This is a genomic window from Bacillus sp. NEB1478 (assembly GCF_031582965.1).
GTDB lineage: Bacteria > Bacillota > Bacilli > Bacillales > Fictibacillaceae > Fictibacillus.
Genome location: NZ_CP134049.1, coordinates 1,439,619 through 1,454,922, shown reverse-complemented (window position 1 = coordinate 1,454,922; position 15,304 = coordinate 1,439,619). Strand labels below are relative to the sequence as shown.

The 15,304-nt window shown below is 37.3% G+C and carries 14 protein-coding genes; 3 read left to right on the top strand and 11 right to left on the bottom strand.

Going from position 1 to position 15,304, the window contains the following annotated elements:
- The first annotated feature begins 78 nt into the window (after positions 1 to 78).
- The 3 genes from hxlA (at position 79) to RGB74_RS06960 (ending at position 2,112) form a co-directional block, all read left to right on the top strand.
- Entirely contained in the window at positions 79 to 711 is a 633-nt protein-coding gene (hxlA, locus tag RGB74_RS06970; RefSeq protein ID WP_310762267.1) for a 3-hexulose-6-phosphate synthase, read from the top strand.
- 8 nt (positions 712 to 719) lie between these two features.
- Positions 720 to 1,277 carry a 6-phospho-3-hexuloisomerase gene (gene hxlB, locus RGB74_RS06965; protein WP_310762266.1) on the top strand — a complete coding sequence of 186 codons (558 nt, stop codon included), beginning with the start codon at positions 720 to 722 and terminating at the stop codon, positions 1,275 to 1,277.
- A gap of 115 nt (positions 1,278 to 1,392) precedes the next feature.
- Positions 1,393 to 2,112, top strand: a complete 720-nt coding sequence (locus RGB74_RS06960) for a 3-ketoacyl-ACP reductase (RefSeq protein WP_310762265.1) — start codon at positions 1,393 to 1,395, stop codon at positions 2,110 to 2,112.
- 59 nt (positions 2,113 to 2,171) lie between these two features.
- On the opposite strand, the gene RGB74_RS06955 is transcribed toward RGB74_RS06960, so the two are convergent.
- The 11 genes from RGB74_RS06955 to RGB74_RS06905 form a co-directional block, all read right to left on the bottom strand.
- The gene (locus tag RGB74_RS06955; RefSeq protein ID WP_310762264.1) at positions 2,172 to 2,435 is read right to left on the bottom strand and encodes a hypothetical protein; all 264 of its coding nucleotides are present in this window, start codon (positions 2,433 to 2,435) and stop codon (positions 2,172 to 2,174) included.
- Between the two features lie 329 nt (positions 2,436 to 2,764).
- Positions 2,765 to 3,895 (bottom strand): polysaccharide deacetylase family protein, encoded by a 1,131-nt coding sequence (locus RGB74_RS06950; protein ID WP_310762263.1) that lies wholly within the window; start codon positions 3,893 to 3,895, stop codon positions 2,765 to 2,767.
- Positions 3,896 to 4,480: 585 nt separating this feature from the next.
- Complete coding sequence (locus tag RGB74_RS06945) at positions 4,481 to 4,999, bottom strand: YbaK/EbsC family protein (protein WP_310762262.1); 519 nt, start codon at positions 4,997 to 4,999, stop codon at positions 4,481 to 4,483.
- Positions 5,000 to 5,179: 180 nt separating this feature from the next.
- Positions 5,180 to 6,367, bottom strand: a complete 1,188-nt coding sequence (locus tag RGB74_RS06940; protein ID WP_310762261.1) for an iron-containing alcohol dehydrogenase — start codon at positions 6,365 to 6,367, stop codon at positions 5,180 to 5,182.
- 812 nt (positions 6,368 to 7,179) lie between these two features.
- A complete protein-coding gene (locus RGB74_RS06935; RefSeq protein ID WP_310762260.1) occupies positions 7,180 to 8,244 on the bottom strand; it encodes a Ger(x)C family spore germination protein in 1,065 nt (354 codons plus the stop codon).
- Positions 8,241 to 9,365 (bottom strand): GerAB/ArcD/ProY family transporter, encoded by a 1,125-nt coding sequence (locus tag RGB74_RS06930; RefSeq protein ID WP_310762259.1) that lies wholly within the window; start codon positions 9,363 to 9,365, stop codon positions 8,241 to 8,243. Before RGB74_RS06930 ends, RGB74_RS06935 begins: the two co-directional genes overlap by 4 nt.
- A complete protein-coding gene (locus RGB74_RS06925; protein ID WP_310762258.1) occupies positions 9,362 to 10,858 on the bottom strand; it encodes a spore germination protein in 1,497 nt (498 codons plus the stop codon). The genes RGB74_RS06930 and RGB74_RS06925 overlap by 4 nt, the downstream gene beginning before the upstream one ends.
- 839 nt (positions 10,859 to 11,697) lie before the next feature.
- On the bottom strand, positions 11,698 to 12,477 hold the full coding sequence (locus RGB74_RS06920) for an aminoglycoside phosphotransferase family protein (RefSeq protein WP_310762257.1): 780 nt from the start codon (positions 12,475 to 12,477) through the stop codon (positions 11,698 to 11,700).
- 78 nt (positions 12,478 to 12,555) lie between these two features.
- Complete coding sequence (locus RGB74_RS06915) at positions 12,556 to 12,690, bottom strand: hypothetical protein (RefSeq protein WP_310762256.1); 135 nt, start codon at positions 12,688 to 12,690, stop codon at positions 12,556 to 12,558.
- Positions 12,691 to 13,100: 410 nt separating this feature from the next.
- Positions 13,101 to 14,228, bottom strand: coding sequence for a phosphotransferase (locus RGB74_RS06910; protein ID WP_310762255.1), 1,128 nt, complete (start codon positions 14,226 to 14,228; stop codon positions 13,101 to 13,103).
- Positions 14,229 to 14,390: 162 nt separating this feature from the next.
- Entirely contained in the window at positions 14,391 to 15,170 is a 780-nt protein-coding gene (locus RGB74_RS06905; protein ID WP_310762254.1) for a class I SAM-dependent methyltransferase, read from the bottom strand.
- Between the last annotated feature and the right edge of the window lie 134 nt (positions 15,171 to 15,304).

The following is a 15,304-nucleotide window of genomic DNA, read 5'->3' as shown; positions in this document are numbered from 1 at the left end:
TTCAAATGGAAACATTTACACCTGTCTCAGGACAGCTACTTAGCACAACAAATTAAAATTCATAAGGAGCGAATATAAATGAAATTACAATTAGCATTAGATCTTGTCGATATTCCGGGAGCAATTGAATTAGTGAAAGAGGTAGAAGAGCATATTGATGTTGTAGAAATTGGTACACCTGTGGTGATCAATGAAGGTCTTAAAGCAGTGAAAGAAGTAAAAGCTGCATTTCCTAACTTAACCGTATTAGCTGACTTAAAAATTATGGATGCAGCTGGATATGAAGTAAGCCAGGCATCTGCTGCAGGTGCTGACATCATTACGATTCTTGGAACTGCAGAAGACGAGTCAATTAAGGGTGCAGTAGAAGAAGCTAAAAAACAAGGGAAACAAATCCTTGCTGATATGATCGCTGTTAAGGATATTGAAGCCCGTGCAAAAGAACTAGATGAACTTGGCGTTGATTATATTTGTGTTCATACTGGCTACGATCTTCAAGCAGTTGGAAAGAACTCTTTTGAAGATTTACAAACCATCAAAGGTGTTGTAAAAAATGCTAAAACTGCAATCGCAGGTGGTATTAAGTTAGAGACACTTCCAGAAGTTATCAAAGTACAACCAGACCTTGTCATTGTAGGTGGCGGGATTACTGGACAAGCTGATAAAAAAGCTGTTGCTGCCAAAATGCAAGAAATGATTAATCAAGGGTAATTCAGAACATGAATACAACTCAATACCTAGCTGAAATCATAAAAGAGTTAAATCGCTCCGTAGATTTAATATCGAATGATGAAGCTGAAAAATTAGTTAATGGGATTCTTGAATCCAAAAAAATCTTTGTTGCAGGCGCAGGTAGATCTGGATTTATGGCCAAATCATTCGCTATGCGAATGATGCACATGGGGATAGATGCCTATGTGATTGGCGAAACAGTAACTCCTAACTTTGAAAAAGATGACATCTTAATCATTGGATCAGGTTCAGGAGAAACGAAAAGTCTAGTTTCCATGGCTGAAAAGGCAAAAAGCATCGGTGGGACGATTGCAGCTGTAACCATTTTCCCTGAGTCCACTATTGGACAATTAGCGGATATCACAATTAAGTTGCCTGGCTCACCTAAAGATCAGTCGGAGAGTGATTTTAAGACGATTCAACCAATGGGATCATTATTTGAGCAAACACTTTTATTATTTTACGATGCTGTGATTCTTCGGTTCATGGAGAAAAAAGGTTTGGATACCAATAAAATGTACGGTAGACACGCCAACTTAGAATAAATATATTATTCCTCGAGTTCTAAATAGGAAAGACCGCAAGCTGTTTCCATGCAGTATTGTGGTCTTTCTGTTAGAATGTACTACTTCAATTTGTAATAATTTTAGGAGTGATAAAATGATTTCTTTAAATGGAAAAACTGCAATAGTTACTGGCGCAGGAAGAGGTATTGGACGTGCTACTGCTATCGCCTTAGCAAAAGAAGGCGTTCATTTAGGCCTAATCGGCTTAAATATGTCTAATCTAGAAAAGGTAACTGCTGAACTAGCACAATATGATGTAAAGGTTTCTGCAGCAACAGCAGATGTGACCGACCTTGAATCCGTTACACATGCTGTTGAACATATCAAATCAGATTTAGGCCCAATTGATATCCTAATCAACAATGCTGGTGTTGCTAAATTCGGTGGGTTCCTTGATCTAACACCAGAAGAATGGGAAAAAATCATCCAAGTCAATTTAATGGGTGTGTATAATGTAACAAGAGCAGTATTACCAGGAATGATCGAAAGAAAATCAGGAGATATCATCAATATCTCTTCATCTGCTGGTCAAAAAGGTGCTCCTGTTACAAGTGCATACAGTGCTTCTAAATTCGCTGTTTTAGGGCTAACTGAATCACTTATGCTAGAAGTAAGAAAACATAATGTCCGTGTTACTGCTTTAACACCAAGTACGGTCGTTACAGATTTAGCAATTGATACAAATCTTGTTAAAGGCAATGAAGAAAACGTGATGCACCCAGAAGACCTTGCAGAATTAGTCGTGGCTAGTTTAAAATTTAATCCAAGAGTATTCGTTAAAACAGCTGGATTATGGTCAACAAATCCATCATAAAACGAAGCAGATCCAGTGGGGTCTGCTTCTTTAGTTCGTATAAAATACTCTTATATGTATTAGTGATACAAGGACATTACTTTCTCTAAATCAACAATTAACTGGTTAACCTCATTTTGTGCTAAGCGTACAAGCATTTGATCGAATAAAGTAATAATTTGCCCATCCTCTTCATGCTGATGTTTTATTAAATAATGATAAATATTATTTAACTGGTCTTCATTAAGGACCGACTCTGTTTCGAAATTCTTAACTTTCTGTAAGGAAAATTCATTGATACTCGAATCAAATTCACCTGCAATAATGTTCCCTTTTACGAACATCCTCTCACTCCTCAAAGTCAGTATAGGATAGTTTTCCCACATAATTGGTCTAACAACATTATCTATGAATTTTTATTTAAAGGATTAAAACAATAAACCCCTGACACGCTTGAACAAAGATCAATCTGATAAAATTAAAATTGATAACGTAAAAAAATAGCTATCCTTTTGGGTAGCTATTTCTTTTATAAACTGAGTAACTAACATAATATGATTATCTAAAGATAAAATATCATTAGAATTTCCGTAACCATTTTCTTACTTTTCAATAGAAAAAGAGAATATAGAGTCATGTTTTAAATAAACAGCCATTTTTATAAATAATATGATTATTGATATCTTAAAGAGTCAATGATCTCATCACTATTAAAAAATCGCGCTAAAATATCCTTTTGTTGTTCAAAAGCAACACCATCGATATGGACTCGATCCATCATGGCAAACTGTGCGTTCGATTTGAGATAAGGATTTGGTCCTACTGAACAAAAAATTGAAAACCCCTCATCCTGCAAGGCTTTAAACTTTTTATCTTCAGGCAAGACACTGCTACCATAAGGGTAAATAAAGATAGAGGTCTTCCCTATCAACGGTTCGACTTCTCTTTTCCAACTGGCGGTATCAGATCGTAATAATTCCAAACTTATGGTTCTTGTATTCAAATGTCCATATCCATGTGATGCAAATTCCCAGCCTTCTTGCTTTAATTTATTCACAACTTTCAAGGCAGCATCCTTTTCTTGAGGATAGCTGCTTTTGGTTAATTCATGTGTTTGGTACCCTAAGATCCCTTCATATCCAGTTAAAGCTAGTATGCCTCGTGCACCGTGAAAGGAAAAGTCTGGGTGTTTATTTATAAAAGATTCCAGGATAGGTACGATTTCATGTTCTCTTGAAATGGACTCGACCCCTTTCAAATCCTTTGAATACGTAGCGATCTCCCCTCCATTATCAATAATTAATTTATAGGCATTTCCGTTTTCCCTCATATATTGATAGTAATTTAAATCATCAACAGAAAGGACGAGTGGCTTTTTGTTTTTAGGCAGTTTTAACTCTTTTTTTCCGAGGATTGTTTTTCCATTCATATCTTGTACATCAAACAGATCAGACATTTTGATCAAAATATAATTTTTTTTGTATAGTGATTCAATAATTTTATTAAACTCTTTTACGGTGATGAACCAGTCCTTGTATCCTTGAGACATGGAGTCACCATCAAACGCCATCTCAGGATAAATAACGAGAGGATGAAAAAAAATATGTTCAACCGGACCGTTATACACTTCCAGTTCTTCTGTTGGTATCGGATCAGGAATTATTGGTTTTCGCTTTTTGTTATCAATTATTACGACTTTTTCGATCTTTCTTGGTTTTGTTTCTTCTGATATCGAACCTTTACTTTGAATGGAACAGCCGGACATAAGTAACAATAATAAAGTCAGGAAAATAAAATTTCTCATATCGCACCCCATGTCTTAATAACTCGGTTTCTTGATTAGTCGCATTAAGTAACCTTTCAGTTACATATATGGAAGAAATCAGGAACTAATTCTTATATTAATGTTAGGAGTACAAATTAATAATCCATATAAAGACTGTGAGATTTCGGGTCCGGTAAAGAGTTTCTGCAGTAAATTACCTTTAGGAAACTCCTAAGCGCTCATACTAATGAACTAAACATGCATAGTTTAAAAGTATTACAGTAACAGCCCATTGCCGATGACTTTTTTATTTTTATAAAGGACACGACAGTTGATAATCAATACATATTGCTTAGAATATAATACTTATTCCCTCTGGGTTAAATTTTCTCCTTCATCAACTCCTGCCCTTTTGTTGATGAATAAAATAAAAAAAGAACTTACTCCTGAATACTTCAGTAAATAACTAAGAAACAAACTCGCCATAAAAAAAAAGCACTGATCATTATTTTCAGTGCTTCATTTCACCTTTATTTAGAGTAAACATTTTCTTTGAACGTTTCCATGGAGAGGTAATATTTGTTTTTGAAACATTGATTCATGGTCAATAAATTAAGGATTTATTCAAAATCCATCGTTACTTACTGTTACTGTCTCAATAAGCTGGGACTCTTCCCATCCTTTACAAACATCTATCCAATCTTTAGCCAATGAATATTGAAATAATTCATCACATGTTAGTTCAATAGCAGAGTTTCTGGTTCCACATGCAGGGAAAAGGGTTTTGAAACGTTTCATCGAGATATCTAGATAAACGTCCATTTCGTTTTCCAATCCGAAAGGGCAAACACCACCTATCACATGTCCGGTTTGCTCTATCACTTCCTCTGGCGTTAGCATACGTGCCTTGAATCCAAATGTGGTGCGGAATTTCTTGTTATCAATTTTTGCATCACCGGCTGCAACGATCAAGATGGCTTCGTTCCCTTCCCCCCTGAAGCTTAACGTCTTTGCAATTCGAGCAGGGATGACGCCAATGGTATTAGCTGCCTGCTCAACCGTTGCACTTAATGTTTCAAACTCCAACACATCACCTTCACGATTCCACTGTTTAAAATGAATTAATACGCTTTCTAATGACATCTTATTCATCCTTCCCTTTTACGATAATACGTCAAATGATACTGCCTTTAATATGGTAAAGCAATATTAGCCTCTCGACATTATAGTTAGACTAGAATGATCCAAGTTAGAAGAAAAGGAAAAAGGAAAAAAAAACCGCTATTGCTGGTTTTTCTTCATTTCAGAGAACCTGATCCAACCTTATTTTTGCAGGCTAATTCTCGTATACTCTTTTGAATAAGCAATCTTAAATAGTTCCAGATAGTCTTCTTTTGTTATTTCCCTTGCATTGCTTGGTGTAGATCCATTCAAGTACGATGACTCGGCAAGATAATCGAAGTCATTCTCGTTCACCTCAGGTAATGAGTGGAATGTTGGGATGGATAAATCGGAAGCCAACTGCTTTAATTCCTCTACAAGGCGAGCGGTTGCATCTTTATCGGAATCGTTTGGAGGGGCGATACCGATCGTCCTCGCAATCGTTGCATGTTTTTTCAGATCCGCTCCTGCATTGAATTCGACCATATATGGCAGGAACATCGAATTTGCGACCCCATGTGGCGTATCATATAATCCACCGATCGCCTCAGCCATGCAATGAACGGATGCTACATCTGCATGGGAGAAAGCCATGCCTGCAAGGGTGGATCCAACCATCATGTTGTAACGGGCTTCTTTATTATTTCCATCATTTACAGCTGTCCTTAAATAAGGATAGATATGTTTCAATGCTTGTAATGCCAGACCGTCTGAAATAGGATTTGATGCCTTACAAGTATAGGCTTCTATTGCGTGTACCAAAGCGTCCATTCCTGTGGATGCAGTTAAGTGGGCAGGTAATCCATAGGTAAGCTCGGGGTCCACAATCGCTAAAACTGGTGCGATATTTACGTCTTTGATCGTGAATTTAATCTTTTTTGCTGTATCTGTAATAACCGATGAACGTGTCACCTCAGCACCTGTTCCAGCAGTAGTCGGAACAACAGCAATTGGGGTTACTTTTTGAGGAACGTTATTTCGCCCAGCGTAATACTGCGGCTCGCCGCCTAGGCACTGCAAAATCGCAATCGCCTTTGCGGAATCAATTACTGATCCCCCGCCTATCGCCAATATGGCATCCGCAAGAAATTCTTTAGCTTCTTCCCCGCCAGTTTTACAATCGATATCCCGTGGATTTGGCTTCACTTGATTAAATGTACGGGTTTCATAGCCTTGTCGTTCTAACATTTGAATAGCTTGTTTTACAAACCCAACTCGCTCAATTCCAGGGTCCGTTACGATAAAGATTCGAGTTCCCTTTATGAATTCTTTTAAGTATGTACCTGTTTGTTGAAATTCACCATTTCCAGCACGTATGATGGTTGGCAGATTAAATTCAATGCGGTTCATGAACATCGCTCCTTCCCATTCCTTTTCATAATCATAATGGAAAAAGAAGTACATTCAAACTAAAATTGTCTTAATTTTATAAAATGAATATGTCCTGCAAATCCAAACCCCTATCCGCTTATGATAATCTTTGAAGCATAGCTCTTTTAATTATCAACGAAAAAAGTAACCCACCCTAAAAGATGGGAATAGCGCTTGCCGTCTCTATTTCCGATGACAACAATTTCTGTTCCAAACTACTTGTCCTTAAGACAAAAACTTAAATTGCGCCTTGAGTATATAGCCATACCCCGAACAAGGTGGAATCATTGCCGGTTTACCAATTGTTAGCCTTTTAATAATCCTAGGTGATCATCTTCACTACTATACAGCAGGACAAGGGGAACCGGTTGTCCTCTTTGTTTCGTAATATTTCAAAGCTACCTGAAAGCCATCAAACCTTATGTTGATGTGCTGTCGATCCAATACTCCACACGCCCGGACAGCTTCGATCTTCAGCTAATGCACCCGACAGCTTAAAAACCGTTTTAATAATCATTATCTAACTCATCTCAAGAAAAGACTTTTTAAGTTCCTCCCATCATATTATGAACAGTGCGTGTTTACCCTGAATTATTGCGGTCGTGAAAAAACCGATTTTTACCGAACCAATCAGGGGCCACTCCTCAGTCTCCGCAAATAGCTGACCCAACGCAGTCTTAAGCTGCGCAATATCCTTGGCCGTGTGGATTACTCGTTTTGTCTATTGATTAATCTGTCTTTTGCTCCAAACAGAAAGAGCCGGCACCATTTATTTGTAAACCATATTAAAATTACAAACTCAGCGGTTCTATTTTCACCGAGTATTTGACATGAACCTTCATTTTCTCATAATGGTCCAGCCAGACTTTTCTAATCATTGGATGAGCCAAGGGAGAGTAGGTATGGGCTCCCACTTCCAACGGTTCGATCTTTAATCTTTGTGTTTCCTTTACAAGCCCCACGGTTTCACGCTGTAAATAAGATTCGATGTCATCGGTCATCCTAATCATTTCACTTCTGCTGAGTATATTCCGGTGTCCTCGGTATTCATCGATTCTTCCCTTTACCAAAACATCAATGTTTAACGTTTTGAAATGATCATCTACCTGCATATGAACCTTGGAGCGTACCTGGCCCAAGGAAACCTTTAAATGCGGGATGGGAAGATTCTTTAAATAATGGTCATTGGCAATAAGCTGAAACATTTGGTCTTCCCTTTTATTAATGGAACCGACATACTTATTTTCATTAAATAAAGCCGTTCCTTCATATGTAAAATTATCTTTGTCTGCCTTAAATATTGGAAGCACTGGATCCGAGTAAGGAGAATAGACCTTTTCCATAAATTCATGCAAATTGACGATGCTCATTTCCCCTTGATTTCTTCTTTCATAATGCCGAAACATCCGGTAAAGGTAATAATCGAGGTTCTTCTGCACTTTCCTTTCGTTTTCTAAAAAATCTTCAAAACTCCCTCTGACCAGTACAAGAAAAAGGCGCGGAGATACATCAGGATCTGAAAGGATCGTATCAATTAACGAGATGATTTCTTTTTTTGCCAGCTTTTCATTAATGATCAGCATGCGAAGCTGGCCAAGCTTCAATTCCCGATAAAACTTTAGGTTGAATTCTTTTTTCCCCTGCTTTAATAAATCCACATTCAGTGTCAATACCTGTTTTTTCTCATTGGTAACTGGAGGGACGAGGGTCGTAATTTCCAATTTCCCTCCTTCCCCTTGATTCAGGGACCAAAACGTGACGGGAGCAATCTCCTCAACCGTATTGTCTTCAACAAAAGGTGATGAACAGCCCGAAAAAACGAGGAGGATACAAAGAGTGTACAAAAGAGTCTTCATCTAGACTGCCCCCTTTTCCATTTCATTGCAATGGCAAGTACAGAAGGAACCAAAAGGTAAGTTATTGCACCCAGCCATAACTGCAGTGTCATCCATACATTTAATTCCTGTCCTTCCCTCCAGTACCAGCCATTAATGACCAGCATACCTATAAAAACAGCAATTACACATACTAAAAAGCCCTTGCGATTCGTATTGATGTTGATTCGCCCCGCCGCGATCCTTATTGCTCCATACAAACATAATAAGAAAAGGGCAATAAAATAGAGAAAATAGATCATGTTTAGAGAAATTAATATAATATCCACCCTTTCAAAAACAGGTGACTGCAGATAACGTATCATGTTCACAACAGGGAAACTGATTTTCTCCAAATAGGTTGAACCATAATAGAGAAGACACGCAGCAAACAGAACAAGGTATTCAAAGACTGACAGTGCATTGCCTATACTCATTCCCCTTAAAATCTTTTCCTTCTGGCCAATCCAGGGGCCTAGGCAAACCAAATATTCAGGTCCTGAGAGAGCGGACCAAACCATCAGCAGCCCGTACCATGAATGAAGTAAACCCTCGCCTGGCACTAAGGGATACAGATGATGAGTTTGGGCAATTGGCGGCATGAAATATGGAATATAGACAAGAATCACCCAGATCGTGGCCAAAAAACCGATAATGGACAAACGAATCGTTTTCTCCATCCCTTGAGAAGCGATATAAAACCCGGATGCGATCAAGACGAAAATAAGCCAGTTCGTCTTCATCGAGGGAAACATAAATTGATGGACAATTTCGACATACCCCAAAGTGGTCACGATTACTTTCATTAAAATGAAAAAAATCCCGAGAAATGCAAAGAATCGGACCATCTTTTCGCTAAATAATTGGACAAAGCCGTGATAACCCAGAACAAAATAATTGGACGTTAAATATTTGGACAGAATCAAAAGATTGATTTGTGATAGAAAACCCACACCAAGGATTCCTGCCATCATATAAGGATGGACCAAATGTTTGGGCAAAATTAAGACGTAGTACAGCATTTGCATCCGGTTCACCATAGCAAAGATATAGCCGCTTCCCATAACAGCCGTTCTATCAAACAAGCGAAATCTGCTGCTCATTCGCTCCCCTCCCTTTTAGAAACCCGCCATTTTTTCACCGTCTTTAGATATTCCGGCCGCAGCTTTGCCCATGGCAATGGTGCCCGAATAAAAAGATCGTTCCAATCTCTCCAGTAAAGCGGAGAAATCGGTGCAAAAAATGGCTGTTTTAAGGAAGAAAGACCATTCAGATGAGCGAGCAGGAGTATCAATCCCAAGGCGATCCCCAGGATCCCAAAAAAGGATGCAAGAATAAGAATTATAAATTGAAGGACGGTAGTTGCTTTTGTGACTAAATAATTCGGCACTAGAAAGGATGCAATCGCCGAGATTCCCACGAGAACAATCAACACCTTGCTGGCAAATCCTGCTTCAACAGCAGCTTGTCCGATGACAATGCCGCCAATAATTCCGATGGTCTGGCTCGTTTTGGTCGGCATCCGCAAACTCGCTTCTTTAATAATTTCAATAATAACCAACATGATCAGCGCTTCCCAAAAGGGAGTGAACGGCAGTTTGGTCCGTGATTCCATGAGTACATACAGAATCTGAAGCGGGATCATCTGATAATGATAAGTGTTCAATGCCACATAAAGAGGAATCAAAGTAATGGCTATAAAAAAACTCAAATAACGAAGAGTACGTAAAAAACTGGCAATCACCCAGCGATGAACATAATCTTCCGGAGATTGAAAAAGATGAAAAAAGGTAATGGGGGCGATAAGAGCAAAAGGTGTATCATTCAGCAGAATAATGATTTTGCCAAGCCCCAGTGAATAGGCGCACGAGTCCGGACGATCCGTCTGCATAAACTGCGGAAACAAACTGTGCGTATGATCATCCATAAAAGCGGAAAGATTAGAGGACTCCAAAATCATATCAAAGTTCACTTTCGAAATATTTTCCCGTGCAATTTCGACGATCTCGGGATTGGCGATTCCATCCATATACAGCATCTGAACCTGGGTTTTAGTATTCGAACCAACTTGGAATTTTTCTACTTTTAGCTCAATAACGGGCAGACGCCGCCGGATCATGAACACATTCTGCTCGATCCTTTCCGTAAAGCTGTCTTTGGGACCATACATTATCGTCTCGGTTTCGGAATTTTCGATCGCCCGGCTGAGCGAATTCTCCAGTTTTGCCGCCCACCATTCATTATTCCCTTGATCATGGATGAGCACAGCACCAAACAGCATGTATTCTTTGGCTTCTTCCATTGAATGGATTCTTAAAACGCTGCAGGTCGATATACATTGAATAAACGCCTGATCCTCACTCTGAAGAAGAGGCTGAATAATGGCTTCGTTCAGCCTCTCCCTGTCGATTAACGTTTGTATGTATACAAGCCCAAAAGTAGCACCGTTGTTTGTTTTCCGCTGAACAATTTCAGCATCATCCATTTTCGCTGTTGCCTGTTTTAATAAATCGAGCTTCACAGCTTCACTCGGCACCCTGTTTTTCTCTTCTTTTTCTTGCTCATTGGCTGCTGTCTTTTTCTTTCTAAAGAACATCAATACATACCACCTGACTGAACACCATGATTGTTTCAGCATTTATTATGTTCAGGTGAGTGGATTTTAACCTAAGAATAATAAAAGGCCGAGCCATGTTCTTTGCGATACACAAGAAAAACTGCCGGTCATAAACATTTAATATCGATTCTAAACCGGATGAGGAGATGATAATGAATTATGTTGCCTATGGAAAAATATTTCGGTAAGTTAGAACTCGTTCATTCATTTTATGGAGCTATGCCTACTATTATTGAAAAGTGTTAAACTATACGTATTGAAAATGTAAAAGAAACTGGTGATATTATGTCGTTAATCGGCTATAGAATTAAATATTTAAGAGAAAAAAATAATTGGTCACAGTTGACCTTATCTTAAAAGCTAGGAATCAATAATAGTGTTATATCGAATAGAAGCTGGTAATAGAAAAGTGGAAGATGAACTCATTACTAAATTCGCAAAAATAAATCCTCCAGCATTAATAATTTCTTTTGCTATTTGTTGGAGAGTTTTTAATGTCCTTCCAACCATGAAAACTTTCGCACCCTCTCTTGAAAATGCTCGGGCAACTGCGCCACCTATCGCACCGCTAGCTTAGTAGCAATTTATTTCCTCCTTTACTTTTACACTGTTTATTTTTTTATAGATTCGGTATGTAAGTTTTTTGACCTTTTTTACATTTTATAATTTCAATAGATTTTAATATAAAAAAGTGCGCTTCTCCTCGTTAGAGAGATGCGCCAGATTGCGGAAGATCAAGATGATGGTTATGATTACTGCTTTAACCAGACCTACCCGTTGAACAAAGAGTAGCCTATCGTGTTAAGTTTTTTATCCTTTTAATTAAAAACTTTTTTCAAGTCAGACCGAAAGCTCTCAGTTCTTGTACAGGCATCAAGGTTCAACTTTAGTAATTCGAGTGTTACTTCTTCTGATTTTACAAGACCTTCAAAACGTAAGTCCTTAATCCACTCCCAAATATCTTCGAGTTTCCTCTTTAAGAAATAAAATTCAAAGGCATCAAAATCAGGAGACTCATACATCATATATTTCCTGTATTCATTTAAGAATTGTGCAGCATATGGTTCTGTAATGATTAAAATCAGATCTTGTTCTTGTGGAGCAAGTTTCAGACATTCCCAGTCAATAAGCATAAGGTATTTCCCTTGCATAACATTCCAATTATGAGCATCTGCATGGGACAATACAAACTGGTATGGTTTGCTTTTCAAAATATTTGATAAATACCTCATCCTGTTAATCTTTTCTAATAAAGTGCCTGTATATGGCTTCACAATTTCTAAAACGATATCATCTGTATTATCTAAATCGTTATTAATAAAAGAAGATAAGTATTCGCAGAAATCTATGTCAAAACTTTCGTTTATTTGTTGCTGTTTTAATTCATTAGGGATGTTTGAAGTGTTTTTATGAAGTATTCCAAGAATCTTAGCAAGTTCATTTACCTGATTTTGACTTAGCTGTTTGTCACCAATTGTAGTTCCCTCTATATATTCTGAAAGCAAAAACACGTACTGTTCGTCTTCACATTTATTACTTTTCAATTTCGTAAAGATTGGATTGACGAGATTGTTTTTTAAATCAGTATGTTTATGCAACCACTTTACTAAGGGAGTATATCTATCAATTGCATCAATCCACTGAGCAATGGACGGCTTTCTTTTGTTATATACTTTTTAAAAATACTTTTCACATTTATCTTCCACGAAATATGCTAAAGCCGACCAGCCGCCTGGACGTTGTTCTATTGAAGTTGCTTCAATTCCATAGTTATCATTCAATATAGCAGTAATCCGATTATTAATCTCCATCTGGTACTCCTTTTCTTATTAAATGTTTTTAATTTCTAAAGGATATTATTCTTTTCATTATGGAATTCTTCTTTCTGCAAACTGCTCCGTTTAGCCTAAGTACAATCTTCACAAGCTTCTCCAGACTTTAGCAATATATAATTTTCTTATAAATAAAAATCACTTTACATAAAAGTGGGATTGACATTTGGAATTGATTTCTCTTATTTGATCGTAGGTATTGGCTTGTTTATCAAACTTTTTAATTAGTCTATTATTGTTCATGCCTGCCTCCTTCTTAACAACATAATGAGAACACCTTAATCCTTTTTCATAATACTGCCGATTGAATAGAATCTTACTCCACAATGCTGCGCTTTAATTCAATAAAAAGGTGCACTTCTCCTCCTTGAAGAAATGCACCTGCCGTCTTATAAAAAGTTCTCTGTAATCTGTTTTAATCGGTTCGCCACCCATTCGATGTCATATCCGACTTCATCAAGGATCACTGTATTATAGATTTCTTCTAGTCCTATGCGAAGCATGTAACAATACATTCTTTCCTTTATTTCACTTGAAACGATATATTTCTTTGTGATTTTTTGAATGAACGGCTGAAGTTTATCTTCATTCCAGAATAGGATGTTTGCTTTATCGTACAAGTGATCTCCGTACATAGAAAGACTCCAATCAATGACACCAGTTACCTTCCCGTCTTTAGCTAGTACATTAAAGGAGCCTAAATCCCCATGAACCAAATTTTTCTTTTCTAATGTAATACTCCCGATAAAAGAATCTATTTCTTTCATGGCTTTATTGACTACTTCTGTATCTAATCCTTTCGATTCAAGTGCTCCCCAATTATAAATATCTTTATTGAAGATGGCTTTGATGAAGTGGATCCATGTTGGAAATGCTGCATGACCCATATCGTCATAACGTCCATAACCTTGTTGATTCGAAACATCAACTGATTCAAGCCTCTCTAATTTTCTCATCAGATCAGATGCAATATCGAATAACTCTTGGCTGTTCAAATCAAACACTTTTGACCCTTCAATATATTCCGATATAGAGTAAGCTGTATCATGATCTTCCATCACTCCCACATGTAAGACATTGCGGACGGGAAATGTTTGTTTGAGAAACGAATACACCCATTTTTCTTTCTTATAAATTTCTTCACGGTTCCCAATTTGAATGACATAATGATTGTTGTCTTCCTCGAAATAGAACGTTTGTGAAACCAATCCTCCATGAAGTTCTTTAATATTTCTTACTGAAGAAAAGTGATTTTTGATAATTTTTTTTATTTGATCTTCTGACCTTTTTTTCTTCACTTCTAACACTCCCTTGAAAAAGATTTTTCCTAAAAGCAATTCGTCCAAAGAGAGTTTATAAATACGGCTAAGTGTAATGATAGAATCGATATCAGGATAGTTCTTGCCTATTTCCCAATTTGATAAAGTCTGCCTTGTAATATTCATCATTTCGGCGACTCTTTCTTGGGTATATCTCGCTTTTTTTCTTCTCAATTTTAACTTCTCACCAATATTCATAACGTCCCTCCTTACATAAATTTTCTCATGGTTATAGGAAAAAGCTAGCAAGGGATTCTTGCATTACTTATTCAACAATCCTGCTCGATTGTTGGATAAGTTCAATAAAAATTACACTTCTACTTTTTGAAGAAATGCACCCGTTGAATAAAAAAGTTATTACTAGAATTTCATTTTGACCGCACGAGTTGCTACAAAGCATTTTATAAATTTATCGAGTGGTCGACTTCCACGAAAATCATCTTCGTATAAACCTGTAATAACAAAACCAGCGTCAATTTGCCCCTGTATTTGTGCCTCTAAACTATGACCGTACTCAATAGTCTTATTAGCCATCAAATGTTCAGTTATTTCTTCACTAGTCATATGATCTAACGTGGATGAAGGAATTGAGTTTTTCACAACAAGATTCCCCTTCATATCCTCTTCGTCATCAAAAATAAACAATAGAGGATTAGTAAATCCCGAAATAAGAACGCCCTTGTCTTTTAATACTCTAGATGCTTCCTTCCAAACAGGAGTTATATCTTCAACAAATAAGTTTGCTACTGGATGCACAATAAGATCAAAAGATTCATCACCAAATACAGATAGATCAGACATATCTCCCTGAATCGTAGTTAGCTCTAAATCATTTTTCGTAGCAACTAATTCATCTTTTTCTAATTGTTTTCTTGAAATGTCCAAAACGGTTACTTCTGCCCCAGTGGCTGCTAGGACTGGGCCTTGTTGTCCACCTCCAGAAGCTAGACAGAGTATCTTTAGTCCTTTTAAAGAACTAGGAAACCAACTTTTCGGTACTGGTTTTCCTGCTGTTACAGTAATCGTCCATTCTCCTATTTTGCTCTTTTCGATAATCTCTTTGGATACAGCCTTTGTATATACCGAACCTTCTTCTACTTTTTTGTCCCAAGCTTTGCTATTCTGTTTCACAGTGTTCATATCTCTATCTCCTAGTAGTTTGGATTGTCTTTAGTTCATTCCATAAAAAAGCATTTCTCCTTCTTGAAGAAATGCACCCGTTACTTGAATAAGGATTTTACTTTTCCAGTTAAATTATCTAAGAAAATTCTTAA